The organism is Halomonas sp. 5021 (genome assembly GCF_036663435.1).
Lineage (GTDB): Bacteria > Pseudomonadota > Gammaproteobacteria > Pseudomonadales > Halomonadaceae > Vreelandella > Vreelandella janggokensis.
In genome coordinates this window covers 65151-89755 of sequence record NZ_JAXOVU010000007.1, presented here as the reverse complement: position 1 = coordinate 89755, position 24605 = coordinate 65151, and the positions used below count along the sequence as shown (strand labels likewise).

Here is a 24605-nt window from a genome sequence, read left to right as displayed (position 1 = left end):
TAGATATGGATAACATTGATGTTGAAAACAGGGGGGTCATTGAGTTGTCTCCTCAGCGCCGAGATCGTCAAGCTTGAACTGCACGCCGTATAGCGGCTGGCCTTGTTGCTGTGCCAGCGAAAGGGCATCCTGCCAGGCGTTTCGAGCCTGGTCGTTCTGGCCAAGCGCCATGTGGGCGTCGCCCCGGACGTTGGCTTGCTGGGCTGCCAGGGGGTCGGTGATCGGTTCATCGAGCAGTTCGAGCGCGCGTTCGGGGTCGTCGTTGGCGATGGCGAGACGTGCCAGGCGCAGCCAGGCAAGGCTTTGCACATAGCGCCGCGACGAAGATTCCGCCACCTGGGTAAGCGACTCAACAGCGCTGTCGAGGTCATCCTGCTGAACGGCCAGGCGGGCATCAAGCAGTAAGGCCAGTTCAGCGTACAAGGTGTCGTCGTGCTCACTGACAATCTCGTCGACCATCTCACGGGCTTCGCTGAGCTGGTCGCCTTCAAGCTCATTGCCGGCGGCGAGGCTAACCAGCTGCTGATAGCGTACTGACGCTGCCTCGGCTTTGTCGGCTTGATAATCCTGCCAGGCGTTCCAACCGAATACGCCGGCTGCCGCCAGCGCAGCGCCAGCGATCAGTGACGTGCCGTTTTCTTTCCACCAGCGCTTGATCACATCCAGCTGTTCGTCTTCGCTTCTATCCGCCACGGGCGGCCTCCTATTCAGCAATAACCGCCGCTTACGGCAACGGTCATGATGGGTTGAGAGGCAGGCGATGCCTGCCACCCGTTTATGGTGTGTTGGGCAGCTGCTCGCTGAGCGTGTGGGCCAGCATTGCCTGGGGAACGCGTTGCTGTGCCTGGTCGTCGCGCAGGGCCTTGAGCGTGACGGTGTGCTCGGCTATTTCGTCTTCGCCAAGAAGCAGGGCATACGCGGCACCGCTTTTATCGGCTTTTTTCATGCGGCTCTTGAAACTGCCGCCGCCGCAATGCAGTTGCAGGCGAAGCCAGGGCAGTTCACTGCGAAGCTGCTCGGCCAGGGTGATCGCGGCGACCGTCGCGGTATCGTCCATCGCCAGCAAATACACGTCGCTACCCGCTTCGTCGGGTATTAAATCAAGGGTCTCGAGCAGCAGAATCAGGCGCTCAACACCCATGGCAAAACCAACGCCTGGAGTGGGTTTGCCGCCCAACTGCTCGACGAGGCCGTCGTAGCGCCCGCCAGCGCATACGGTGCCCTGGCTGCCCAGCGCTGTCGTGGTCCACTCAAAGACGGTGCGCGAGTAGTAGTCGAGACCGCGAACCAGCCGTGGGTTGATGACATAGGCAATACCCGCCGCGTCGAGCATGGCTTTTAGCTGCTCAAAGTGGGCCTGCGAGGGCTCGTCGAGGTTATCCAGCAAGCGTGGTGCGCCGTCGAGCATCTCCGCCATGGCAGGGTTCTTGGAGTCGAGAATGCGCAGCGGATTGCTGTTCAGCCGCCGCTTGGCGTCCTCGTCGAGGACGTCGCGGTGCTGCTCGAAATAGGCGACCAGCTTGTCGCGGTAAGCCGCTCGGGCTTCGCTTGAGCCTAGCGAGTTAAGCTCGAGGGTGACATGCTCCATCAGCCCCAGCTCTTTCCACAGCCGAGCAGAGAGCAGAATCACCTCGGCATCAATGTCCGGGCCTTCAAAACCGTAAGCCTCGATACCGACCTGGTGAAACTGGCGGTAGCGGCCCTTCTGGGGCCGCTCATGGCGGAACATCGGCCCCTGGTACCACAACCGCTGGGTCTGGTTGTACAGAAGCCCGTTTTCCATGGCCGCGCGTACGCAGCTGGCGGTACCTTCGGGACGCAGGGTAAGGCTGTCTCCGTTTCGGTCTTCGAAGGTATACATCTCCTTTTCGACAATGTCGGTGACTTCGCCGATGGAGCGTGCAAACAGCGCCGTCTGCTCGACGATCGGCGTGCGGATTTCCGCAAAACCGTAACGCTGCATCAACTGGCGGACTATTCCTTCAAAAAATTGCCAGCGAGGGCTCTCGCTGGGCAATAGATCGTTCATGCCTCGAATGGCTTGAATTTTTTTTGCTACAGACTTGCTCAAGGCAAACTCCCTGGGTCGGCTATCCCGCGTCGTGCTTAAACGCTGCGGGCGATCGTGTTGTCTTCCTGCTGCTGTTTTTCACGTACTTTGTCGCGGATCAGCCGCTCCAAGTCATCGACAAGGTGGTCGTTGCGCAATTTGCTGGACGGCTTGCCGTCGATATACACCAGGTTGGCGGGGCTGCCGCCGGTCAAGCCAATATCGGTTTCCTTGGCTTCGCCAGGACCGTTGACCACACAGCCAATGACCGATACATCAAGCGGTGTCATGACGTCTTCCAGCCGTTCTTCAAGCTGGTTCATGGTGCTGATGACATCGAAATTCTGCCGCGAGCAGCTCGGGCAGGCAATAAAGTTGATGCCTTTGGAGCGGAGTTTGAGGCTTTTCAGCATGTCGTAGCCGACCTTGATTTCTTCCACAGGGTCAGCTGCGAGCGAGACACGAATCGTATCGCCAATCCCATCCATCAGCAGCATGCCAAGGCCGATGGAGGATTTTACCGTGCCGGAGCGTAGCCCGCCTGCTTCGGTAATACCCAGGTGGAGTGGCTGCTCAATGCGTGTGGCCAGGTCGCGGTAAGCGGCCACGGCCATGAAGACATCCGAGGCCTTTACGCTGACCTTGAAGTCAGGAAAATCCAGGCGATCCAGGTAGTCGATATGGCGCATCGCCGATTCGACCAGGGCTGCCGGTGTCGGTTCGCCGTATTTTTTTTGCAGGTCTTTCTCGAGAGAACCCGCATTTACGCCGATACGCAGGGGAATGCCGTGCTCGCGCGCGGCACTGACGACCGCACGGACGCGGTCTTCCCGGCCAATATTGCCAGGGTTGATGCGCAGGCAGTCAACGCCTAGCTCGGCCACACGCAGGGCAATCTTGTAGTCAAAGTGGATGTCGGCGACCAGCGGCACGTTGGCTTGGCGCTTGATCTTGCCAAAGGCTTCAGCGGCGTCCATATCGGGCACTGACACGCGTACGATATCAGCCCCGGCTTTCTCTAACTGGGCTATTTGCGCAACGGTCGCCTCGACGTCCAGCGTGTCCGTGTTGGTCATGCTCTGAACGGCGATGGGCGCATCTCCGCCAACGGCAACGTTACCCACATGGATTTGGCGCGAAGCCCGGCGCTTGATGGGCGAATGAGCGTGCATAAGTCGGTTACTCTCCCAGAGTGAAGCGAGCCACGTTGTTGGCGCCTGCGCGAGAGGTCAAGTCGACGTCTTCGCCTTGATAGCGCATTTCAACGCCAGTGACGTTGCCCACGGTGAGCCGGAACGGTGGCTGACCTTCGACACTGGCAGACGTGCCAGGTTCTTGAAGTCCTACCAGCACGCGCTGGTTGTCAGCGTCGATAATTTCGGTCCATGACTGTTCGTTGAAGGTCAGCGTCAGAAGGTTAGGGTTGGCGTCGTTGTTGCCGTCATCGCTGTTGCTGTCATCATCCTCGCTATCCGTTGTTGCCAGATTGTTGGCCTGAGCCGCCTCATCGCCGTCGACCAGCGATGCAGGATCAGGTTCAGTTGAGGACGTATCGTTACTTGTTGTTTCACTGATACTGTCTTCGGTGCTTTCTGCGGCAAGATTGCTCTCCGCTGTGCTGGTGTCATCTTCAGCGACCAGATCGTCAAATGTCGTTTCTTCTTCTGCGTCGCTGGATGAAACCGCCGATTCAGTCTGTGAAGGCTCGTCTAATAAATCACCGGCCTGGTCCTGCTCTTCGGGTGTGTCCATTTGTGACGATGAATCCAGGTCAGGGAGCTCGTTCCCCCCGCGGCTTTGCCACCACATGACGGTAACGGCAATCAACGCCACGATGACCAGTAATGTCACCAGCTTGAATAACCAGGCGCCCAGTCGGGAGGGCGGCTTGGTGACTGCGACCGGCGTAACTTTGCGTTCGACATCGGCTTCGCCAAAGCGCGCCCGGTAAGCCTCAAGTATCTGTCGTTCATCCAGTTCGAGATATTTGGCATAGGCGCGCAGGTAACCGCGGCGATAGGCCACCACCGGGATTTCGCTGTAATCATCGCGCTCGAGGCCATCGACAACGGCAGGGCGCAGATTCAGCGCCCGAGCGGCGTCGTTAAGGGCAATGTCAAGTTGTTCGCGGCGGCGGGCCAACAGCTCGCCGGGGGAGTCATTAACATTTGGGGTGTCGCTAGCTTGTGACGGTGTCTCGCTCATGGCTGAGCATCCTTCATTAAATAATCGGTGATCAGGGCGTCCATCGCTCAATTGGCACTCAGCTGACGTTGATAGTCGGCCACAGCGGCGTGATCGCCTCTGGCTTCGGCAATATCAATGGCCAGCGTCAGCGCATCCTGGCTCGGCCCGGCAAGCTGCAGGTGTTTTTGCAGCGGTGACCATGCCTCGGCGTAATTGCCCTGTGAATATTCGAGTTCAGCTAACATTAAATAGCCGCGTGGGTTGCGCGGATCGATTTGTTGCGCGCGTTTAAAGCGCTCGCGTGCTAATTCCGTCTCGCCCAGGGCCATATAGCACTGCCCTAAATTGGCAAAAAGTTGGGTACGATTATCGTACTGGGCATCCTTGGAAGCGATTTCCAGTTGGTTGCAGGCGGCTTCCACTTGCCCCTCTTGGTAAAGAAACGCGGCGTAATTGTTACGCGCACGGGTAAACTCGGGCGCCGTCTCGATAGCACGTTGGAAATGCTGGTCAGCCAGGTTGCTTTCCCCTTGCTGCTGGTAAACCAGCGCGATGGCCTGCAGCGCTTCCGCATTATCGGGGGCGATCTCAAGCGCACGGTCCAGTGCATTGAGTGCTCTTGGCAGGTTGTCGCGTTCCAGGTAGGCAACGCCGAGCTGGGTATAGGCTGATGCGGCCTCGGGAGGTGACGGCGAGGAGGGTACATTGGAGGTAGAGGCACAGCCGGCTAGCCACATGCTGCCGATCAGCGCGGCGAGCAAGGACACCCGAGATGGGTGGTAAAGCCTGCGGTGACACATCATGTAGATCCTCGCAAGGTAACGGTAAAAAAGGGGGATCGCTAAATTAAACCGTGTCCATCAAAGCGCTGTGTTAACCGGAAGTCAAGAAGGCGTCTCATCAGTCGGCATCCAATTGAATCGATTGGATATAGCGGGCGCTGCGTTTGGTGCGATCCTTCACCCGGCCCACAAGCTGTCCGCAGGCGGCATCAATATCATCGCCGCGCGTCGACCGAATGGGAGCAGTGTAGCCCAAGTCGTGCAGCCACTGCTGGAAACGCATTGTCTGGTTCCGCGATGGTGTTTCATACCCGGAGTTGGGGAACGGGTTGAACGGAATCAAATTGATTTTACAGGGTAGCTCGTCGAGCAGCGCCGCTAACTGCTCGGCGTGCTCTTGCTGGTCATTGACGTCTTTGATCAGGGTATATTCGATGGTCACCAACCGGTTTTCTGGGCATTTAGCCAAATAGCGGTGACAGGCATCCATCAATGACCGTATGTTGTACTTGCGATTTAGCGGTACGAGTTCGTTACGCAGCTCATCGTTGGCGGCGTGAAGCGACACTGCCAGGCTGACGTCAAGCTCATCGCCGAGCTTGTCCAGCATGGGTACCACGCCCGAGGTGGAAAGCGTGACCCGGCGCTTGGACAGGCCATAGCCGTCGTCGTCGAGCATCAGCTTCATGGCCGGCACGACGTTGTCATAGTTGAGGAGCGGCTCGCCCATGCCCATCATCACCACATTGGTCACCGGCCGGTTGGCAGTGTCCCGCCGCGGGCCGACGCTGCGCTGGGCGACCCACACCTGGCCGATGATTTCAGCGGCAGTGAGGTTGCGCTGAAAGCCTTGCTTGCCGGTCGAGCAGAAGCTGCAGTCCAGCGAGCAGCCCACCTGGGAAGAAACGCACAGGGTGCGGCGCTTACCGTTTTCGGCAGGGATCAGCACGGTCTCGACGTAGCTGCCGTCTTCCACTTCCAGCACCCACTTGCGTGTGCCATCGCTCGAAGTGCCCTCGTAGATCACCCCCGGCCCGCGAATTTCCGCCACCTGGGCGAGCTTTTCCCGCAGCGGTTTCGACAGGTTGGTCATCGCGGAAAAGTCATCGCACCCTTCGATGTGAATCCACTTCATCACCTGGGCGGCACGAAATTTCTTTTCGCCGATAGAGACAAAAAAGGCCGCCATCTGCTCGCGCGACATACCCAGCAGGTTTTGACGCTCGGGCGTCGCTTTTGCGCTGGGCGTATGTTGGGGGGCAGAGCTAGGCGTATGTTGGGCTACGGTGGTGGTCATGGCGGTCAGCGTATTGGGAAATGGCGAGGGCGAAGCCCCCGCGTAAATGGCCGGCAACAGACGTTGAAACGGCGGCGCTACCTTAAAGGCTAGCGCGGGCAGATTTCGTCGTTGCTGAAGAAGTAGTTAATTTCGCGCTCGGCGCTTTCCACAGAGTCAGAGCCATGGACAGCGTTGGCGTCGATTGTTTCCGCAAAATCGGCGCGAATCGTGCCGGCTGCGGCTTCCTTGGGGTTGGTGGCTCCCATCAAGTCGCGATTTTTGGCAACCGCGCCTTCGCCTTCAAGCACTTGCACGACAACCGGGCCTGAGGTCATGAAACCGACCAGGTCCTTGAAGAACGGACGCTCTTTATGCTCAGCGTAAAAGCCGCCGGCTTTTTCTTCAGACAGGTGCAGCATTTTTGCGGCGACCACGCGCAGCCCGGCGTTCTCAAAACGGGCGATGATCTCGCCAATGGCGTTTTTGGCTACGGCGTCGGGCTTGATGATAGATAGCGTGCGTTCAGTTGCCATGTTCAGCGTCTCCTGAAAGGATGAAAAACATTGCCGCCCCGGTGGGCCGGGGCGGTACAAATAAGGTGTCGCCAGCCATGTCGGCTAACGAGTGGCGCGATTATAGCGCTTAAGCCGGGGGATGAATACCGCCCCGTCATGAGCCTGCAACGCGCACTAGACGGTAAAGCTTTCACCGCAGCCGCATTCGTCTTTTACGTTGGGGTTATTGAAACGGAAAAAGCGATTCAAGCCTTCGTTGACGTAGTCGACTTCGCTGCCGTCGAGCATCTCAACGGCGTCGGGGGCAACATAAACGCTCGCACCATTGGCCTCGAAGCGAACGTCCTCATCGTTCACCTGATCGGCAAAGTCCAGTACATAGCTATAGCCTGAGCAGCCGCTGGGCTTGACGGAAACGCGCAGGCCCAAACCTTGACCGCGTTCGTCGAGCACTTGCTGGATCTGCTGGGCGGCAGCTGGGGTAATGTTGAGTGTGGCCATTGAGGCGTCCTCCTGTAAGTAGTCAGCCGCTTAGCGCTGCTAAGCGCGCAGCCCGCTCACCGCATGGCGGATAAGCGTGATGGCATGGTCGATGTCAGCCTCGGTAGTAAAGCGTCCGAAGCTGAAACGTATCGACGAGAGGGCAAGACGTCGCGGTACGCCAATGCCAAGTAATACGTATGACGGATCTACGCTTGCAGAGTTGCATGCAGAGCCGGTAGAGACAGCGACATCGCGCAGCCCCATCAGTAGCGATTCACCTTCCACACCTTCAAAGGCGAGGTTCAAAATATTGGGGACTGCCTGGGAAATAGGGGTATTGGCGTAGACACCGTCCAGTCCCTCCAGTCCTTTCAGAAAGCGTTGCTGCAGTTGGGTGATATGCGTTTGATCTGCAGCATGTTGCTGCTGCATCAGGTTAAAGGCTTCGCCCATGCCGGCAATCTGATGCGTGGGCAGGGTGCCGGAGCGCATGCCACGCTCGTGGCCGCCGCCGTGAATCAGCGCTTCAATGCGCATATCCGGGTGGCGCTTCACGTAGAGCGCCCCCACGCCCTTCGGCCCATAGGCCTTGTGGCCTGACAGCGACATTAGGTCCACCTGCTGGGCGACCACCGATAGTTCGATGCGGCCGACGGCCTGGGCGGCATCGCAATGAAAGGCGGCACCGAACTCGTGGGTCACCGCGGCGAGGGCGGCAATGTCATTGATGCTGCCGAGCTCGTTGTTGACCGCCATTAGCGAAACCAGCGCGGTGTCATCCCGCATGGCCTCGCGTAGTTGATCGGGCTGGATGCAGCCGTCGGGTCCCGGCGTCAGCCAGGTAACCTCAAAGCCCTCGTTTTCAAGCGCCCGGGCGGTGTCGATAATCGCCTTGTGTTCAATGGCTGACGTCACCAGGTGCATGCCCCGTTCGCGATTGGCGCGCATGAAGCCGATCAGTGCCAGGTTGTCGGCCTCGGTGGCACCGCTGGTCCAGACGATTTCGCGTGGGTCAGCACCGATCGTATCGGCCACCTGGCGACGTGCCTGCTCCACGGCTTGTTCCGCCTGCCAGCCCAGCATGTGGCTGCGCGAAGCCGGGTTGGCGAACAGTTGATCCACGGTCAGGTAACGCTGCATCACCTCGGCCACACGCTGGTCGACCGGCGTCGTGGCGGCATAATCAAGGTAGATGGGAAGCGAAGCAGCAGTCATCGTGGTCATGTACCTGTGGTGGAAAGAAGGTGCTGGCGTATCAGGTTGACGAAGCAAGGATACCTGCCGCGACCCGTTGCTGCTGGCGTTCAGCGACCTGCATTACATCGGGTCGCTGCATCAACTGAGCCAGCGTCACGTCGTTCAGAAAATGGCGAATCTGCGCCGAGAGATCGCACCATAAATGGTGCGTCAGGCAGGTATCTCCCTGCTGGCAGTCCGAAAGCCCCTGGCAGCGTGTGGCGTCGACGGTTTCGTTAACCGCGTCAATTACCTGGGAAACGCTGATGCTGTCAGGTGCGTGGGCGAGGAGGTAACCGCCACCCGGGCCCCGCACGCTATTCACCAGCCCGTAACGGCGTAACCGTGCAAACAGTTGCTCTAAATACGACAGGGATATTTCCTGGCGCTGGGAAATATCGCTAAGGCTGGTGGGCCCATGCTGGGCATTCAGGGCTAAGTCCAACATGGCGGTTACGGCGTAACGCCCTTTGGTAGTCAAACGCATGACAGGTACCTCGACGCCGGTGGCTCAGCGCTAACGGCAAATGTTTCGCCATTATGGGAAAACCCGAGTGCTTTGGTCAACCATTACCCGATGAAGCGTCCTGCTCAGCCGAGGTCGTTGATCGTGGATATTTTGCTGAATCCGAGCAGGCGCCGTCGGCTTCATCCAGAATATCGGCGAAATCCTCATCGCGCAGCGCCGGTAGCTGGCCATCCCGATAGCTGGCATCCAGTTTGCGCAGCGTCGAGCACATGCGTTCGATACGTTCATCCACGGCGTGCATGTGATCCAGCATGGCCTGCATGGAACGGGCGACTGGGTCGGGCATGTCCTCGCTTACGCCGTAGGCATCAAAACCGAATTTCTGGCAGATGGCCTCGCGGCGAGCCGGGTCGACGTCCAGGGCTTCTTCGACATCCGGGTCGGCACGTTTCACTACCTTGCCGGGAATGCCGACCACCGTCGCCCCGGCCGGGACTTCCTTGGTGACCACGGCATTGGAGCCGATTTTAGCGCCCGCACCGACGGTGAAGGGGCCGAGGATTTTCGCTCCCGCGCCGACGATCACGCCATCGCCCAGCGTCGGGTGGCGCTTGCCCTTGTGCCAGCTGGTACCCCCAAGCGTGACCCCCTGATAGAGCGTTACGTCATCGCCCACTCTGGCGGTCTCGCCAATCACCACGCCCATGCCATGGTCAATGAAAAAACGCCGCCCGATGGTCGCGCCGGGATGGATTTCGATGCCCGTCAGCCAGCGTCCAAACGTCGACATCGAGCGCGATAGCCACTTGAGGTTTTTTTTCCACAGCCAGTGACTGCAGCGATGCAGCAGCAGCGCGTGAAGTCCGGGGTAGTTGGTCAGTACCTCAAGAAAGTTGCGGGCGGCCGGGTCGCGCTCAAAGACGCTGTTAATATCTTCACGCAGGCGTTGAAACATGGGGATCCCTTGGGCGTTGGCAGTTCGATTCGTCACCGGGTGGTTTTGACCCGAATCGCAGGGTCATCGAGCGCAGTAGACATCTGATACTGGGGGCGCGTGACACTCTCTTCAAGTCTAGCGCTTCACTCACGCGGCTGCTTGTGATGCGCCGCCTTTTCGGTGGCGGATAAAATCCCGCGTAGAATATTCATTTCCATCTGTTCAGGGCGGGCGCGAAGGTAAAGACGTCGCAGGCGCGCCATAAGCTGACGGGGCTTCTCTGGGTCATGGAACCCGATGGCGATCAGTACGCGTTCCAGGTGTTCAAAATAGTTTTCAAGAGCTGCGTGTGAAGCCAGTTCATCGTCCGCTTCCGATACGGTGACGGGCAGAGCCGCGTCCGCTGGATCAGTGGTGCTGGGCTCCTGGCTGGCTTGAGATAACCAGGCCATGCGGCATTCATAGGCGAGTACCTGAACGGCCGCCGCCAGGTTGAGCGAGCTGAAATCAGCATTGGTGGGGATATGCACGTGAGCATGGCAGCGCTGAAGCTCGGCGTTGGTCAGGCCGCTGTCCTCACGGCCAAAGACCAGCGCCACGCGCGACTCGCTCGGCCGGCATTCTCCGGGCAGGCGGTCGGCCAGCTCGCGGGGGGTTATCATCGGCCACGGCAGGGTACGCGAGCGGGCGCTGGCACCCACCGCCAGCGTGCAGTCCGCCACGGCGTCTTCGATGGTCGCAAACACCTGAGCGCTGTGAAGCAGGTGGTCGGCGCCCGAGGCGCGGGAAATGCTCTCCTGGGTGATGACCTCGCAGCGCGGCGCCACCAGCGCCAGGTCGGCGAGCCCCATATTATGCATGGCGCGGGCGACCCCCCCGATATTGCCAGGATGACTGGTGCCAATAAGTACAATGCGGACGCGCTCAAGCATGATAAAACCCGACCCCTAGAAGCGGAAAAGGCGCAGTTTACCATGAGTCGATAGCATGCCCGATAGCGGTCTGCTAGAATTGCGCGCCATAGGCGATGTCTACGCCTAACGTTCTTTAACATCACTGTGACAAGGCCCAACCATGAATCCAATGGTCCAATTTACGCTGCGCGCCGCGCGTAGCGCTGTTGAGCATTTTTTGAAGGTGCGTGAGCGCATTGAAAATGCCCACGATGAATTCAATCTCGACAAGTTGCTTGAAGACACGGCGCGTAAAGCCGAGGCGACAATTGTTCAGCAACTGGAGCGTGGCTATCCTCAGCACGGCGTCATCGGGCGCTACACGACTTTCAAGCCCGGGCAGGCTGAAAGCGAGGATATCGTCTGGAAAATTGAACCGCTGCACGGCTACTCCAATCTGGCCGTGGCAGGTAAGGGCTTTGCACTGTCAGTGGTGTGTCTGATTAAAGGTCGTCCCGAGCATGCGGTGATTATCGCCCCCTTCGCGGACGACGAGTACATCGCCAGCCGTGGCCGGGGTGCCCAGCATAACGGTAAGCGTATGCGGGTTAGCCAAGCCAAGGCGATAAGCGCTACCCGCCTGGCGATGAGCCTTCCCGAAGCGTGGTTACGCACCCGTCATCTACCTGCTTACTTGACCATTACCCAACAGTTGGCTCCCCAGTTAGATACGCTGGTGGCAACGGGCAGTGGGTTGCTGGATATCTGCGAGTTGGCGACGGGACGCGTCGACAGCGCCTTTGTGCTGGGACTTGAAGAGCAGGATCTGCAGGTGGGCAGTCTATTATTGAAGGAGGCCGGTGCGTTGATGGGCACTCCGGACGGGCAGCCCAACGTGAAAGCCGAAGGCCAGCTGTTGGCGGCGGGGCCGCGTCTGTATAAAGCGATTATCAAGCAGCTTGCACCCCACCTTTAAGGTCTAACTATCTAAACCCGATTATCAAGACACCGTCATCAAAGCAAAACGCCCCTGCCGTGGATAACGGCAGGGGCGTTTTTTTGGAAGCAAAGCCTGCCTGATTAGGGCAGTTCTTCCTCTTCTTCGTCGGTTTCTTTCTGGGGAGGAATCAAGTCTTCCCGCGACAGCTTGAGTGGGAGAAGTAGTGCGCCAGAGACATAGATGGATGAAAATGTCCCCACCACGATACCCACCAGCAGGGCGATGGCGAAGTTTTGGATCATGTCGCCGCCCAGCAATAACAGGGCAATGAGTACCAGCAGAGTGGTACCTGAAGTTGCCAGCGTCCGAGAGAGCGTGGCATTGATCGCATCGTTGAAGATTTGCGGCATATCATCAATGCGCGACATACGGATTTCTTCGCGCATGCGGTCGTATACCACAATGGTATCGTTCAGTGAGTAACCAATGACGGCGAGAATTGCTGCCAGCACAGTCAGGTCGAAATCGAGCTGAAATATGGCGAAAAAACCGACCACGATAATGACGTCATGCATCAACGCAAGCAGGGCACCAATAGCGAACTTGTATTGGAAGCGAAGCGCCACGTAGAGCATCACCACACCCAGTGCGACCAGTAACCCCATGCCGCTTTGGTCGCGCAACTGGTCACCGACCTGAGCGCCGACGAATTCGGCGCGCACCAGATCAACGCTTGCGCCATCGCCTCTCAGTAAGTTGACGACCTGGTTGCCAATATCCGGATCGAAAGCTTGGCGCAGGCGTATGAGCACTTCGCTGGAAGCGCCAAAGGTTTGTACGGCCACGTCTTCAAAGCCGTTGTCTTGCAGCAGTTGGCGTATCGTGTCGAGAGCAGGAGCTTCGGCGTAGCGCACTTCAATCAGGGTGCCGCCAGTGAAGTCCAGGCCTAGATTCAGCTGCTGGAAAAAAATCGCGCCAATCGACACGATCAGCAGGACGGCAGCGACGATGAACGCCAGTTTGCGGCGCCCCATAAAGTCGATTTGCCGTTGTGTTAAAGGTTTCATGACCACCTCGTGAAATCTGGGCTGAGCATTGGCGTTAGATCCACAGCTTTTTGACGGGCTTGCTGCCGTAGGTCAGGTTGACCATGGCGCGCGTCACTAACAGTGCGGTAAACATCGAGGTCAAAATACCGATCGACAGGGTGACGGCGAAGCCTTTGACCGGCCCGGTGCCAATGGAGAACAGAATGACTGCCACCAGCAGCGTGGTGATGTTGGCGTCGACGATCGAGGTGAACGCACGCTCGTAACCCGAGTAGATCGCTTGCTGAATCGACATGCCATTGCGCAATTCTTCGCGTATTCGCTCGAATATCAGTACGTTGGCGTCAACGGCCATGCCTAGCGTGAGCACGATACCGGCGATCCCCGGAAGCGTCAGCGTGGCGCCCAAAAGCGACATGGCAGCTACCAGCAGCGTCAGGTTCAGTGCCAGCGCGATGTTGGCAAAAATACCGAAAACCTTGTAGCGAATCAGCATGAACAGGGCGACCAGTAACAAGCCGATCTGGACCGATAGCAAACCGCGCTCGATGTTGTCGGCCCCCAGGCTTGGCCCGATAGTGCGTTCCTGGACGAAGTAGATGGGGGCGGCAAGTGACCCCGAACGCAGCAGCAGGGCAAGCTCAGCAGCTTCGGTGGGTGACTCAAGACCGGTAATGCGGAAGCTGTTACCCAGCGCGCTCTGGATGGTCGCCAGACTGATCAGGCCGCGTTCCACATAGGGTTCGCGAACCGTGGTCTCTTCCCCATTTTCCATGACCGTGCGCTCTTCGGTCTTGTGCTCGATAAACAGCACTGCCATGTTGCGCCCGATATTGCTGCGGGTGGCGCGGTTCATCAGGGTACCGCCAGTGCCATCAAGGTCGATGTTGACCTGTGGGCGTCCGTTTTCGTCAAAGCTGCGGCTGGCGTTTGAAACGCTGTCGCCGGTGACGATGACGTCGCGCATCAGGTCGGCAGAACGTGATGGCTGGTTGAGGAAGCTGAAGGTTTCCGTTTCGTTGTCGGGGGTGTCGGGGCGTGCCTCCAGGCGGAATTCAAGGTTAGCCGTTGCACCCACAACGCGCTTGGCGGCCACGGTATCCTGTACGCCGGGTAGTTCGACAACGATCCGGTTAGGCCCTTGACGTTGTACCAGCGGCTCCGCGACGCCCAACTCATTCACCCGGTTACGCAGCGTGGTCAGGTTCTGATTGATCGCGTAGTCCTGGATTTCATTGACCAATTCGTCGGTCAGTGACATCACCAGGCGCGCCGCGCGGCCTTCTTCTTCGTTGCGGTATTCAAAGTCGGGGAACTCGCGGCTGATCAGGCGGCGCGCTTCATCGCGATCTTCTTCGCCTGCGAAGTCAAGCGACAGGCTGCGCTCGTCTATCTCGGTATTGCGATAGCGAATGCCCTCGCTACGCAGCATTTCGCGAACGGCACTGGCGTTAACTTCCAGACGCTGGGTCAGGGCCGCTTCCATGTCCACTTCCAGCAGAAAGTGAACGCCGCCGCGCAAGTCGAGGCCCAGCGTCATGGGTGAGGCGGAAAACGCCTGCAGCCAGCCGGGGGTGGCTTCGGCAAGGTTAAGGGCCACTGTGGCATCATCACCCAATACATCGCTGGCGATTTCCTGGGTGCGTAGCTGATCGTTGGGGTTAGGCAGCCGGATAAGCCACTGCTGGTTGGTTTGTTCGATGGATTTGACAGCAATGCCGGCCTCATCGAGGGCGTTTTCGACACGCTCGATTTCGCTCTCATCCAGCGTTTCGCCGGTTTCGGCGCTACTGATTTGGACGGCGGGATCTTCAGGAAACAGGTTGGGAAGCGCGTAGATAAGGCCGGCCACTAAAACGGCCAGTATCAAGAGATACTTCCACAGGGGATAACGGTTGAGCATGCAAGCCCTGCCTTCAATTACAAACGGAATGCTGTGCACAGATTCACTGCGCACAGCAAGGTTCACCATCGTGGATACCATGTCACCCCTGCCGGGATGGCTGGCATTAAGGCAGGGGTGCTACATCATTACATTAGATGGACTTGATGGTGCCCTTTGGCAGTACGGTGGCAACGGCGTTTTTCTGCACGTTGACTTCGGTGCCTTCGGCGATTTCCATGGTGAGAAATTCATCGCTCACCTTGGTGATGCGACCTACCATGCCGCCGCCAATGACGATTTCATCGCCTTTGTCCAGGTTACTGATCAATTGCTTGTGCTGCTTCGCGCGCTTGGCCTGGGGGCGCCAAAGCAGGAAGTAGAAAATCAGCACAAAACCGACCAGCATCACGATTTGCGCAATACCACCGCCAGCACCGCCTGCTTGGGCGTGGGCTGGTGAGATAAAGAAATCCAGCATTGCAGATAACTCCTGGGTTATAAACTCAATGAATGAGCAAGAGAAAGCGCCCGCTTGTACGCGCGCCGATTAATTCTCAAGGGGAGGCACCGGCAGGCCGCGCCGTGCATAGAAGCCTTCCACAAAGTTCGTCAATGTACCCGCTTCGATTGCCGCGCGCAAATCAGCCATCACCCTCTGATAATAACGCAGATTGTGGATGGTATTGAGCATTGAGCCAAGCATTTCGTTGCAGCGGTCAAGATGGTGCAGGTAGCCACGTGAGAAATGCTGGCAGGTATGGCAATCGCAGTCTTCTTCAAGCGGCCGGGTATCAAAGCGATGGGCGGCGTTGCGGATCTTGACGGTACCATCAGCGGTAAACAGGTGGCCGTTGCGTGCGTTGCGCGTGGGCATCACGCAGTCGAACATATCCACGCCACGGCGTACGCCTTCGACCAGGTCTTCGGGCTTGCCGACGCCCATCAGGTAGCGGGGCTTGTCGTCGGGCATCCAGGTGGGCAAATAGTCGAGCACCTTGATCATCTCGTCCTTGGGCTCACCCACGGATAAGCCGCCGATCGCCAGCCCATCAAAGCCGATATCAAGCAAACCCTTCAGAGAGCGTTCACGAAGTTCAGGGTGCATGCCGCCCTGGATGATGCCGAACAGCGCCGAGGGGGAGTCGCCATGGGCGTCCCGCGAGCGTTTGGCCCACCGCAGCGACAGTTCCATGGATTTCTCGGCCTCTTCGAACGTTGCCGGGTAAGGCGTGCACTCGTCGAAGATCATCACCACATCGGATCCCAGCGAGCGTTGAACCGCCATGGACTCTTCCGGGCCCATGAACACTTTGCTGCCGTCCACCGGCGAGCGGAAATGCACCCCCTGCTCGGTGATTTTGCGCATCTCGCCCAGCGAGAACACCTGAAAACCACCAGAGTCGGTCAGGATCGGCTTGTCCCATTGAGCAAAGTCGTGAAGGTCGCCGTGGGCTTCGATGACGTCGGTGCCGGGGCGTAACCAGAGGTGAAAGGTATTGCCCAGGATGATCTCGGCGCCGATCTCTTTGACGGATTCGGGCGTCATGCCTTTTACCGTGCCGTAGGTACCTACCGGCATAAAGGCAGGTGTTTCTACCGTTCCCCGCGGGAAGTGAAGGCGACCCCGGCGCGCGCGACCGTCCTCGGCCAGGCGCTCAAAGCGCATAAAGCATTCGTTTCGCATCGTTGTTACTCGTTCAGAAAGCGGTTAAAGCGCGACATGATCAGCGGGTCAGCAGCATGGCATCGCCATAGCTGAAAAACGCATAGCGCTCGTCAACCGCCGCTTGATAGGCGTGCATGATGTTATCGTAACCTGCGAATGCCGAAACCAGCATTAACAGTGTTGATTCGGGCAGGTGGAAATTGGTGATCAGCGCATCCACGCAGCGCCATTCATAGCCGGGGTAGATGAAGATATCGGTATCGCCACTGAACGGGGCAATTTGATTGTCCGGGCTATCGAGGCAGGCGCTCTCCAGGCAGCGAACGCTGGTCGTACCCACCGCAATCACCCGCTTGCCCGCTTCCTGTGTGGCGCGCACCTGCTGGCAGGTGTCTTCTGAGACATCAATCCACTCGCTATGCATGTGGTGCTCAAGAATGTTGTCCACGCGCACCGGCTGGAAGGTGCCAGCGCCGACGTGCAAGGTCACGAAGGCGCTGTTGATCCCTTTTTCTGCCAGCGCATCGAGCAGCGGCTGATCGAAGTGCAGGCCTGCCGTAGGTGCTGCCACTGCACCATCACGACGGGCATAGACGGTTTGATAGCGCTCGCGGTCGCTGAGCTCGTCTTCCCGGGTAATGTAGGGCGGTAGGGGCATATGGCCGTGGGCTTCGAGCAGCGCAATCATTGGCGTGTCGCCCAGAAAGCGGAGTTCGAACAGCGCATCACGACGGCCTTCCACGACGGCGTGAATATCGCCTTCAAAGATCAGCTCGGTGCCGGGCTTGGGAGATTTGCTCGAACGGATATGCGCGAGACCGCGGTGCGCATCCAGCGGGCGTTCCAGTAGCATTTCCACCTTGCCACCGCTGGCTTTCTGGCCGTGCAGGCGCGCCGGGATCACTCGAGTGTCGTTGAACACCAGCAGGTCGCCGGGTTCAAGCAGCTCAAGCAAGTCGGGAAAACGACGGTGTTCTAGCCCACCGCTCTGGCCATCCACGCATAGCAAACGGCAGTCGCTACGCTGTTCAGACGGGTAACGGGCGATAAGCTCGTCAGGTAGCTCAAAGTGAAAATCCGCGCGCTGCATGAATAAAGCTCTATATCGGTGACCAAACGGGCGGCATAGGATAGCGCTTTACGTGGATAAAGTCAGTCAATGTGATTGACCTAGAAGGTGATCTACGTATAATGCGCAGCCATTGCCGGTGTGGCGGAATTGGTAGACGCAGCGGATTCAAAATCCGCCGCTGTAACAGGCGTGCCAGTTCGAGTCTGGCCACCGGCACCATCTTTAAAATCAGGGGCTTAGGCCCCTTTTTTTGTGTCTGGAATTTGCGTTTATCCCTTTCAGCATGCCTGAGCGTGTCCACAAAGTGTCAATAGAGACTCCAGCCCTTACTTCCTTACTTCCTTCCCCGTATTAGCCAGACGCTCAGCCGCCAACCATCGATAAAGAGCAACCAGCGCGGCACTCTGGGTGTCCTCATGCCAGCTGGCGGCATAGGTTTGGCCGCGCTGGGCGAGCTGTGCTCGGTGTGTTTCATCGCTTAATAGCTGGTTAACCTTAGTGGCGAAGTCGTTATGGTTTTCCTCGGCGATCAGGCAGCCTTCTCCTTCTTTTAATACATCAAGCGTGCCCATCGTGGCAGTGGAAACCACTGGTGTGCCCAGCGCCATCGCCTCCAGCAGTACCAGTCCCTGGGTTTCTGTGCGTGATGCAAAGACGAAAACGTCGGCAGCGCGGTAGACGGCTTGCAGTGGGCCGTGGCGGTCGAGATAGCCAAGGAAAATTACGGCGTCTGACACGCCAACGTCCTGAGCGCGACGTACAAGCGAAGCATGGGCCGGACCTTCGCCGGTAATGATTAGCCGGGTGGTGGGGTGTTCGGTTAATACCTGCGGCAGCATATCGATCAGAAAATCGATGTTCTTCTCAAAGGCGGCACGGCCGACATAGAGCAGCAGCCGCGCTTCGCTAGGCAGATCGTAGTGAGCCCGAAAGTCGCGCTGGTCTTGAGGCTGACAAAACGCTTCTAGCGCTAAACCAGTGGCAATCACCGTGATGGGTGTCGTCACGCCGTAGTGGGCGACTGCTTGCTGCATCGCCCGTGAAGGTGCCACTAAGGCATCTAGCTGCTGGCACTGGTGCACTGAAAGCCTGCGTGCCGCAAAGCGCAGCCAGCGTCCTGGTAACCAGCGGATATAGTGATGAACATACGCCTCAAAAAGCGTGTGGTAGGTCGCTACCACCGGAAGCCCGAGCCGGCGACCCAGAGCAATACCCGCATAGTGGGCGGTAAAGGGCGTATGGACATGAATAACATCAAAAGCCTTGCCTGCAAGCTGTGGTGTCAGAGCGAGCAGATCGCGGTAGCGCATCATGCGATCCTCCGGGTCACCGGGTACCCGGTGCGAGCGGATGCGCAGTACACCCGGTTCGTCCACTTGGCCCAACGGGTAGTCGGGGCAGATCAGTGTGACCGAGTGACCCAGGCGTTCAAGGGTGCCGCGAAAGCTGGCAATCGAGGTGGATACGCCATTGACGCGAGGAAAGTAGACATCCGAAATCATCAGTACTTTCATGAATCCCGGCTGCGCATTAGCCATTGAGGCCGTTGAGTGAAGCATCGTCAACGCCGGTTCCAACCGTGCCTCGCGGTCAGCCTCATGTTGCAGGTGGAGAGCATTGCCGTTGGCTAAATGGGTTAGCGCCGCGACTTCCTGGTCACTGAGCGGAGAGTTGAGAGGAGGGCGTCGACGCTGTGGCATGTTGTCTAAACTCTTATGGCAGCATAATTCCACCCTAACCCGAATCCATGACTTGCAGATGACAGCTTGTCATCCACATTGCAAGTATCCGGAGTAGCGTTAACGCACAGTTGGCTAACCTCTCGCATTTTGTTGTCTCGCCGTCTTATAGTGAGTGTCTGAACAGCCTTCGATGAAAGACGGAACTCCACCATGTCCCTTTTTGAGCTGCACAGCCGCAACTTGTCCCAGGAGCAGGTGGCCCATACCCACGATTTTCATCAACTGATACTGGCGACCTGTGGTGTCACGGAGCTTTCGATGGAAGGGCAGGGGGAAAGGGTGACTGCCCGTCGCGGGTGTCTGATTCCTGCGTCGCGCCATCATGAGTACCAGGGCGATGGCAGTAATCGTACCTTGGTGCTGGACGTTCCCGTTGCTCAACTGGCCACGCTTGAAAAAGGCAGTGAGATTGAGCGCCTGTTCGATAAGCCGCGTTTTTTCAGCGTGCCACCTGGGTTAAATCAGCTTACCCACGCCCTGGCCAGCCAGCTTGAGCAGTGCCCTGCGCTGCAGAATGAAATCGCCATTCTGCTATTACGTGCGCTGACCATGTATCTGCACGACACCACCTCTGATGTAGCTGAGCAATTGGGACAGCACTGCATCAGCGAACGCCTCGACCTCGCCCGTCTGGATGCCTGGTTGGATCAGCACCTTGCCGACGACATTCGCGTGGAGCAGCTGGCCGCACTGTGTGCCTTGAGCCCGGGGCATTTCCACACCTGTTTCCGCGAGCTGACCGGCGTGACGCCGCTGGCCTATGTTCAGCGCCGACGCCTGGAGCATGCGCGTACGTTGGTACGGCACAGCACGCTTAGCCTGGGGCATGTCGCCATGCTGGTCGGCTTTCGCGATCAGGGCAGCTTCTCCCGCGCGTACCGGCGCTATTTTGACATCTCTCCCTCGTCTGACCGATAGGCGTTACCTCGAACCGGCCACCATCCTGAGATCGGTTTACATGACTTACGGGCAAACTTGCCGCAGTGTCGGGCAAGTAATTTGCCCAATAGCGTTCTAGTCTCTGAAGAAGCCCTTTTGATGGAGAGACCCAGTGAGCGTTACTTACCAAGACAGCAATGCGCGTATGAGCCAAGTGGCGGTCCATAACGGCACCGTTTACCTCGCGGGCCAGGTCCCCATGGATGCCTCGGCGGATATGCGCGGGCAAACCGAACAAGTGCTGGCACGTATTGATCAACTACTGGCCCAGGCCGGCACCTCCAAAGAACAGCTGCTTTCAGCGCAAATCTGGGTCACCAGCATGGCAGAGTTCGACCAGATGAACGCCGCCTGGGATGCCTGGGTCGTGCCGGGTCGCCCGCCCGTGCGCGCTGCCGTCGAAGCCAAGCTCGCCAAGCCCGAGTGGAAGGTGGAAATCATGGTGATTGCCGCACTGCCGGAGGCCTGATATGCGGGTAGTATCTGCACAAGACGTCGCTCAAACACTGGGTTGGGATGGTCTGGTCAAGCGGCTGCATGCCACCTTCGTGAATGGCGTTGAGTCGCCACCGCGCCACCATCACGCCATGCACCGGCCAGATGGCGAAGCCACCATGCTGCTGATGCCCGCCTGGGAAGAAGCCGGGTATATCGGCGTCAAGATGGTCAATGTGTTTCCGCAAAACGCCGACCATGGCGTCCCTGCTATCTCCGGGCTTTATCTGCTCAGCGAGGGCAAGCACGGACAGCCGTTGGCATGCATCGATGGCAGCGAGCTTACCCGGCGTCGCACGGCCGCGGCGTCGGCGCTTGCCGCTCAGGCCTTGGCGAATGAAGACGCCGATACCCTGCTGGTCGTAGGCACTGGCAAGCTGGCGCCGATGGTGATTGAAGCCCACGCCAGCGTGCGGCCTATCAAGCGGGTGCTGATTTGGGGACGCAACCCCAGCAAGGCGGCAGCGATTGCCGACGATTACGCCGAACGCTTAGAGACACAGGTAGTAGACGAGCTGGCCGATGCCGTGGCTGAGGCCGACATCATCAGCTGTGTGACGCTTTCCACCCAGCCGCTGATCAAGGGTGAATGGCTGACCCAGGGCACTCATCTGGACTTGATTGGCGCGTTTCGTCCACAAATGCGCGAAACCGATGCCCTGTGTTTGCGCCGCGCCGAGGTATTTGTGGATACCTACGCCGGTGCCCAAGGCGAGGCGGGGGATATTCTGCAGGCGGTTGAGGAAGGGGAGTTTCAGCTCGACCAGATTCAGGCAGAGCTTGCCGAAGTGCTTTCTGACACCAAGCCCGGACGCTCGGGAAAGGAGGCGATTACGCTGTTCAAGTCGGTAGGCGCGTCGCTTGAGGATCTCGCTGCCGCCATTGAAGTATGGGAGTCACTTCCCGAATAACCCACACAACAAAGAAATCGCTACCGATCAGGTGGTAACGCCAGTCATAACCAAGACCGACCAACAACCAAAACGAGGTATGTTATGAACACTAGCAAATCCATATTGATTGCCGCCCTGGCAGCACTCCCCCTGGCCATTGCCAGTGCTAATGCCCAGGCGCAATCCAATGAAATGGTGATCGCCACCCAACTGCCGGAGGACATGAGCAATAACGCGATTTATCCGGCGCTGGTGCACTTCAAAAATCTTGTCGAGGCACGTACCGACGGGGATCTGACGGTCAACATCTTCGGTGGCGGCCAGTTAGGCTCCGAGGTTGAGAATGGCTCGGAAGTACAGGGCGGACGTACATTGCAGTCGACCATCATGTCGGCCGGGGCCATGTCGTCTTTCTATGACGACTATCAGGTGGTCACGGCACCCTTCCTGTTCACTAACTGGCGACAAGCCTGGACCTTCTTCGACAGTGAATGGTTCGCTGACTTCATGTCCGGCACCATTGAAGACGCCGATATGCGCTACCTCGGCACCTTCGATGATGGCGGCGGCTTCGTGGCGTTTACCAACAACGTGCGCTTGATCGAGACTGTCGAAGACCTGGAAGGGCTCAATATCCGCACTGAAGAAAACCCCGCCCATGTCGCCATCATGCAAGCTCTCGGGGCTTCTGCCACACCGCTGCCCTGGGGTGAGCTGATCACCGCGCTGGAAACCGGCCTTGCCGATGGTCAGTTCAATGCCCCGGTGCTCAACACCACCTTCAACTTCGATGCCGTCACCGACTACACCACGCTCACCGGGCATGTGTATAACAGCGCCCCCTGGATGGTCAGCGAGTCGTGGTACCAATCGCTGCCCGAAGAGCAGCAGCAGGTGCTGATTACCTCCGCGCGGGAGGCGATCCAGATGAGCCACGGCATGTCCGGCGCACTGGCCACCGCCAGCTGGGTGGAATCCTGCGAACGCTTTGAAGAGTGCTACCTGATGCCCGATGAAGAGCGCGAACGCATGGCCGAGATTGCCCGCCCTGCCTGGCAGGAGTGGATTGTCGATGACTTCGGCATGGACGAAACCCGGGTGCAGGGGCTACTGGACGAAGTTGAAAGCGTCGGCCAAACAGTTGCCGAGGAAGACTACCGGGTTTATGGCCAATAAACGCATGTCCATAGTGACGCGCTGCTGATCGCCGCCGGGGCGGCACTTGCCGCCCTGGCGTATAACGTGATTGGCGGGCGTTGCATGAGGGGGTGTCATGGGCGTATTACAACCGTTGCGCCGCCTGAGCGATAGCGTCAATCAGGTGGCCATCGTGGTGTGTGTGGGCTGTATCCTGGCGATGCTGGGCATCTCCTTCACCGCGTTTATCTACAAGCTGGTGACCGGCAGCACGCTAAGCTGGACGTACTCACTGGCGCGACTGTTTTTGCCATGGATCGGCTTTTTATCAATGACCATTTCACTGCGCTACGGCGAACACGTGGCCATGACCCTGCTGGTGCGCAGTTTGCCCCGCGTCATGGTGCAGGTGGCGGCCGGTCTGTGCCTGGCGGTGATTGCGCTGTTTGCGGTGATGCTCACCTGGTACGGCTGGAATTACTTCACCAGCGCCACCCAGGTCTACATGGTGTCCGCACAAATTCAAATTCCCAGCAAGGTGACTGCCATCGTGGTGCCTCTCAGCGGCGTCATCATGCTGCTCCACCTGGTGCATGGCTTTTCACTGCTGGAGCACTTTATCGATGATGACGACGTGATCGGCGAGCTCATCGACTCGGCCGACGGGGAGCACCGCTCATGACGCCTGCGATTATCGTCTTCGTACTGCTGCTCTTCATCGGCGCGCCGGTGGCCGTGGTGATGGCCATGTCAGGGCTGGCCGGTGGCTTTGCCATGGGCGGCGAGCGCATGCTGGGCATCATTGCCGACCGCATGTTCTCCGGTGTGTCGGGCTTTCTGCTGATCGCCGTGCCCTACTTTATTTTCACCGCCGAGTTGATGAACCAGGGCGGGCTGACCCATAAGCTGATTGCGTTCAACAATGCGCTGTTTGGCCGGGTGCGTGGCTCGCTCTCCCACGTGAATATCTCCGTCTCGGTGTTTTTTGCCGGGCTGACCGGCGCGGCGGTGACCGACACCGTCGCGATCGGCAAGATCATGATCCCCGAGATGAAAAAGCAGGGCTACGATGCCGAGTACGCCGCGGCGGTCACCGCCTGCTCTTCGATCATCGGGCCGATTATCCCGCCCAGCGTGGTGATGGTCGTCTACGCCACGCTGTTGCGGGATATTTCAGTGATTGACCTGTTTGCCGGAGGCATTATTCCCGGCCTGATCATGGCATTGGCGCTGCTGGGCGTGAGCTTTTTCCTGGCCTGGAAGCGCAACTACCCCAAGCAAGCGCCGACGCCGTTCAAGATGGCGGTCATGGCGTTTCTGCTGGCGCTTCCCGCCATGGTGGTGCCGCTGATCATTCTGGGCGGGATTCTCTCAGGGCTGACGACGATTACCGAAGCCTCGGGCTTTGCCGCGGTCTACGCCATCGTGATCGGCGTGGTGTTCTACCGTAACCTCACCTGGCGCAAGATCTGGGATTCCCTGGTCACCACGGTTCGTTTCTCCGGGGTGGTGTTTTTTCTACTGGCAACGTCGGCCGTGCTGGGCTGGTTTGTCACCCGCTCGGGCATTGCCCGGGATGCGGCGAGCATGATCACCACCGTCAGCGATGCGGCCTTTGTGCAATTGATGCTGGTCTGCCTGCTGCTCATCGTGATTGGTACGGTGATGGATGTGCTGCCCGCGCTGGTGGTGATTGCCCCGGTGCTGGTGCCCGCGATGATCCAATTGGGTTTCGACCCGCTGCACTTCGCCATCCTGATGATCGTGGTGCTCAATATCTCCAATGTAACACCACCCGTGGGGATGACGCTGATGACCGCCGCGCGAATCGCCGAGGTGCCCTATGAGCGGGCCATTGTGGCCTCGCTGCCGTTTTACGTGTCGTTTTTAGTGGTAATTGTACTGCTGGCGGCGTTCCCAGCACTTTCTACCTGGATTCCTTCTTTACTCTAACGG

Annotated in this window: 25 protein-coding genes and 1 tRNA gene; 8 read left to right on the top strand and 18 right to left on the bottom strand. The window is 58.5% G+C overall.

Annotation, left to right across the window (positions count from 1 at the left end; all coding sequences use genetic code 11):
• Positions 1–36: 36 nt before the first annotated feature.
• From R3F64_RS12555 to R3F64_RS12500, 12 genes are all read right to left on the bottom strand, one after another.
• Entirely contained in the window at positions 37–693 is a 657-nt protein-coding gene (locus R3F64_RS12555; RefSeq protein WP_085918427.1) for a YfgM family protein, read from the bottom strand.
• Positions 694–775: 82 nt separating this feature from the next.
• Complete coding sequence (gene hisS / locus R3F64_RS12550) at positions 776–2071, bottom strand: histidine--tRNA ligase (protein ID WP_066321886.1); 1296 nt, start codon at positions 2069–2071, stop codon at positions 776–778.
• 35 nt (positions 2072–2106) lie between these two features.
• The gene (ispG, locus tag R3F64_RS12545) at positions 2107–3222 is read right to left on the bottom strand and encodes a flavodoxin-dependent (E)-4-hydroxy-3-methylbut-2-enyl-diphosphate synthase (protein ID WP_066321885.1); all 1116 of its coding nucleotides are present in this window, start codon (positions 3220–3222) and stop codon (positions 2107–2109) included.
• 7 nt (positions 3223–3229) lie between these two features.
• Positions 3230–4255 (bottom strand): RodZ domain-containing protein, encoded by a 1026-nt coding sequence (locus R3F64_RS12540; RefSeq protein WP_332611766.1) that lies wholly within the window; start codon positions 4253–4255, stop codon positions 3230–3232.
• Between the two features lie 47 nt (positions 4256–4302).
• Positions 4303–5040, bottom strand: a complete 738-nt coding sequence (gene pilW / locus R3F64_RS12535; RefSeq protein ID WP_085918430.1) for a type IV pilus biogenesis/stability protein PilW — start codon at positions 5038–5040, stop codon at positions 4303–4305.
• Between the two features lie 97 nt (positions 5041–5137).
• Positions 5138–6316, bottom strand: coding sequence for a 23S rRNA (adenine(2503)-C(2))-methyltransferase RlmN (rlmN, locus tag R3F64_RS12530; RefSeq protein ID WP_199284647.1), 1179 nt, complete (start codon positions 6314–6316; stop codon positions 5138–5140).
• Between the two features lie 89 nt (positions 6317–6405).
• Positions 6406–6831 carry a nucleoside-diphosphate kinase gene (gene ndk, locus R3F64_RS12525; RefSeq protein ID WP_085918431.1) on the bottom strand — a complete coding sequence of 142 codons (426 nt, stop codon included), beginning with the start codon at positions 6829–6831 and terminating at the stop codon, positions 6406–6408.
• Positions 6832–6987: 156 nt separating this feature from the next.
• The gene (locus R3F64_RS12520) at positions 6988–7314 is read right to left on the bottom strand and encodes a HesB/IscA family protein (RefSeq protein ID WP_085918432.1); all 327 of its coding nucleotides are present in this window, start codon (positions 7312–7314) and stop codon (positions 6988–6990) included.
• 39 nt (positions 7315–7353) lie between these two features.
• Positions 7354–8511, bottom strand: coding sequence for an IscS subfamily cysteine desulfurase (locus tag R3F64_RS12515; protein ID WP_264824521.1), 1158 nt, complete (start codon positions 8509–8511; stop codon positions 7354–7356).
• 40 nt (positions 8512–8551) lie between these two features.
• Positions 8552–9019: a Fe-S cluster assembly transcriptional regulator IscR gene (gene iscR, locus R3F64_RS12510; protein ID WP_085918434.1), complete on the bottom strand. Its 468-nt coding sequence runs from the start codon at positions 9017–9019 to the stop codon at positions 8552–8554.
• Between the two features lie 76 nt (positions 9020–9095).
• On the bottom strand, positions 9096–9956 hold the full coding sequence (gene cysE, locus R3F64_RS12505; protein WP_264824520.1) for a serine O-acetyltransferase: 861 nt from the start codon (positions 9954–9956) through the stop codon (positions 9096–9098).
• Positions 9957–10081: 125 nt separating this feature from the next.
• Entirely contained in the window at positions 10082–10870 is a 789-nt protein-coding gene (locus R3F64_RS12500; RefSeq protein WP_085918436.1) for an RNA methyltransferase, read from the bottom strand.
• A gap of 142 nt (positions 10871–11012) precedes the next feature.
• Between R3F64_RS12500 and R3F64_RS12495 the strand changes: the two genes are divergently transcribed.
• Positions 11013–11807, top strand: coding sequence for an inositol monophosphatase family protein (locus R3F64_RS12495; protein WP_085918437.1), 795 nt, complete (start codon positions 11013–11015; stop codon positions 11805–11807).
• A 104-nt stretch (positions 11808–11911) separates the two neighbouring features.
• Here the strand turns inward: R3F64_RS12495 and secF are convergent, their stop codons facing one another.
• The 5 genes from secF to queA all read right to left on the bottom strand — a co-directional run bounded on the left by secF (position 11912) and on the right by queA (position 17461).
• On the bottom strand, positions 11912–12838 hold the full coding sequence (gene secF / locus R3F64_RS12490) for a protein translocase subunit SecF (protein ID WP_085918438.1): 927 nt from the start codon (positions 12836–12838) through the stop codon (positions 11912–11914).
• Positions 12839–12872: 34 nt separating this feature from the next.
• On the bottom strand, positions 12873–14723 hold the full coding sequence (gene secD / locus R3F64_RS12485) for a protein translocase subunit SecD (protein ID WP_085918464.1): 1851 nt from the start codon (positions 14721–14723) through the stop codon (positions 12873–12875).
• A 133-nt stretch (positions 14724–14856) separates the two neighbouring features.
• Complete coding sequence (gene yajC / locus R3F64_RS12480; RefSeq protein ID WP_066321865.1) at positions 14857–15183, bottom strand: preprotein translocase subunit YajC; 327 nt, start codon at positions 15181–15183, stop codon at positions 14857–14859.
• 69 nt (positions 15184–15252) lie between these two features.
• Positions 15253–16371, bottom strand: coding sequence for a tRNA guanosine(34) transglycosylase Tgt (gene tgt, locus R3F64_RS12475; protein ID WP_085918465.1), 1119 nt, complete (start codon positions 16369–16371; stop codon positions 15253–15255).
• 58 nt (positions 16372–16429) lie between these two features.
• Complete coding sequence (gene queA / locus R3F64_RS12470; protein ID WP_332611751.1) at positions 16430–17461, bottom strand: tRNA preQ1(34) S-adenosylmethionine ribosyltransferase-isomerase QueA; 1032 nt, start codon at positions 17459–17461, stop codon at positions 16430–16432.
• Between the two features lie 114 nt (positions 17462–17575).
• Between queA and R3F64_RS12465 the strand changes: the two genes are divergently transcribed.
• Positions 17576–17662: transfer RNA gene (locus tag R3F64_RS12465), tRNA-Leu, on the top strand.
• 107 nt (positions 17663–17769) lie between these two features.
• On the opposite strand, the gene R3F64_RS12460 is transcribed toward R3F64_RS12465, so the two are convergent.
• Entirely contained in the window at positions 17770–19143 is a 1374-nt protein-coding gene (locus R3F64_RS12460; protein WP_332611749.1) for a glycosyltransferase, read from the bottom strand.
• 192 nt (positions 19144–19335) lie between these two features.
• Here R3F64_RS12460 and R3F64_RS12455 point away from each other — a divergent pair, with 192 nt between their 5' ends.
• The 6 genes from R3F64_RS12455 (at position 19336) to R3F64_RS12430 (ending at position 24602) form a co-directional block, all read left to right on the top strand.
• Positions 19336–20103 (top strand): helix-turn-helix transcriptional regulator, encoded by a 768-nt coding sequence (locus R3F64_RS12455; protein WP_085918441.1) that lies wholly within the window; start codon positions 19336–19338, stop codon positions 20101–20103.
• A 133-nt stretch (positions 20104–20236) separates the two neighbouring features.
• Positions 20237–20593 carry a RidA family protein gene (locus tag R3F64_RS12450; RefSeq protein ID WP_309782361.1) on the top strand — a complete coding sequence of 119 codons (357 nt, stop codon included), beginning with the start codon at positions 20237–20239 and terminating at the stop codon, positions 20591–20593.
• Between the two features lies 1 nt (position 20594).
• Positions 20595–21530, top strand: coding sequence for an ornithine cyclodeaminase family protein (locus R3F64_RS12445; protein WP_332611745.1), 936 nt, complete (start codon positions 20595–20597; stop codon positions 21528–21530).
• An 84-nt stretch (positions 21531–21614) separates the two neighbouring features.
• The gene (gene dctP, locus R3F64_RS12440; RefSeq protein ID WP_332611743.1) at positions 21615–22688 is read left to right on the top strand and encodes a TRAP transporter substrate-binding protein DctP; all 1074 of its coding nucleotides are present in this window, start codon (positions 21615–21617) and stop codon (positions 22686–22688) included.
• A gap of 97 nt (positions 22689–22785) precedes the next feature.
• Positions 22786–23331 carry a TRAP transporter small permease gene (locus tag R3F64_RS12435; RefSeq protein WP_332611741.1) on the top strand — a complete coding sequence of 182 codons (546 nt, stop codon included), beginning with the start codon at positions 22786–22788 and terminating at the stop codon, positions 23329–23331.
• Positions 23328–24602, top strand: a complete 1275-nt coding sequence (locus R3F64_RS12430; RefSeq protein WP_332611739.1) for a TRAP transporter large permease — start codon at positions 23328–23330, stop codon at positions 24600–24602. The genes R3F64_RS12435 and R3F64_RS12430 overlap by 4 nt, the downstream gene beginning before the upstream one ends.
• Positions 24603–24605: the final 3 nt, after the last annotated feature.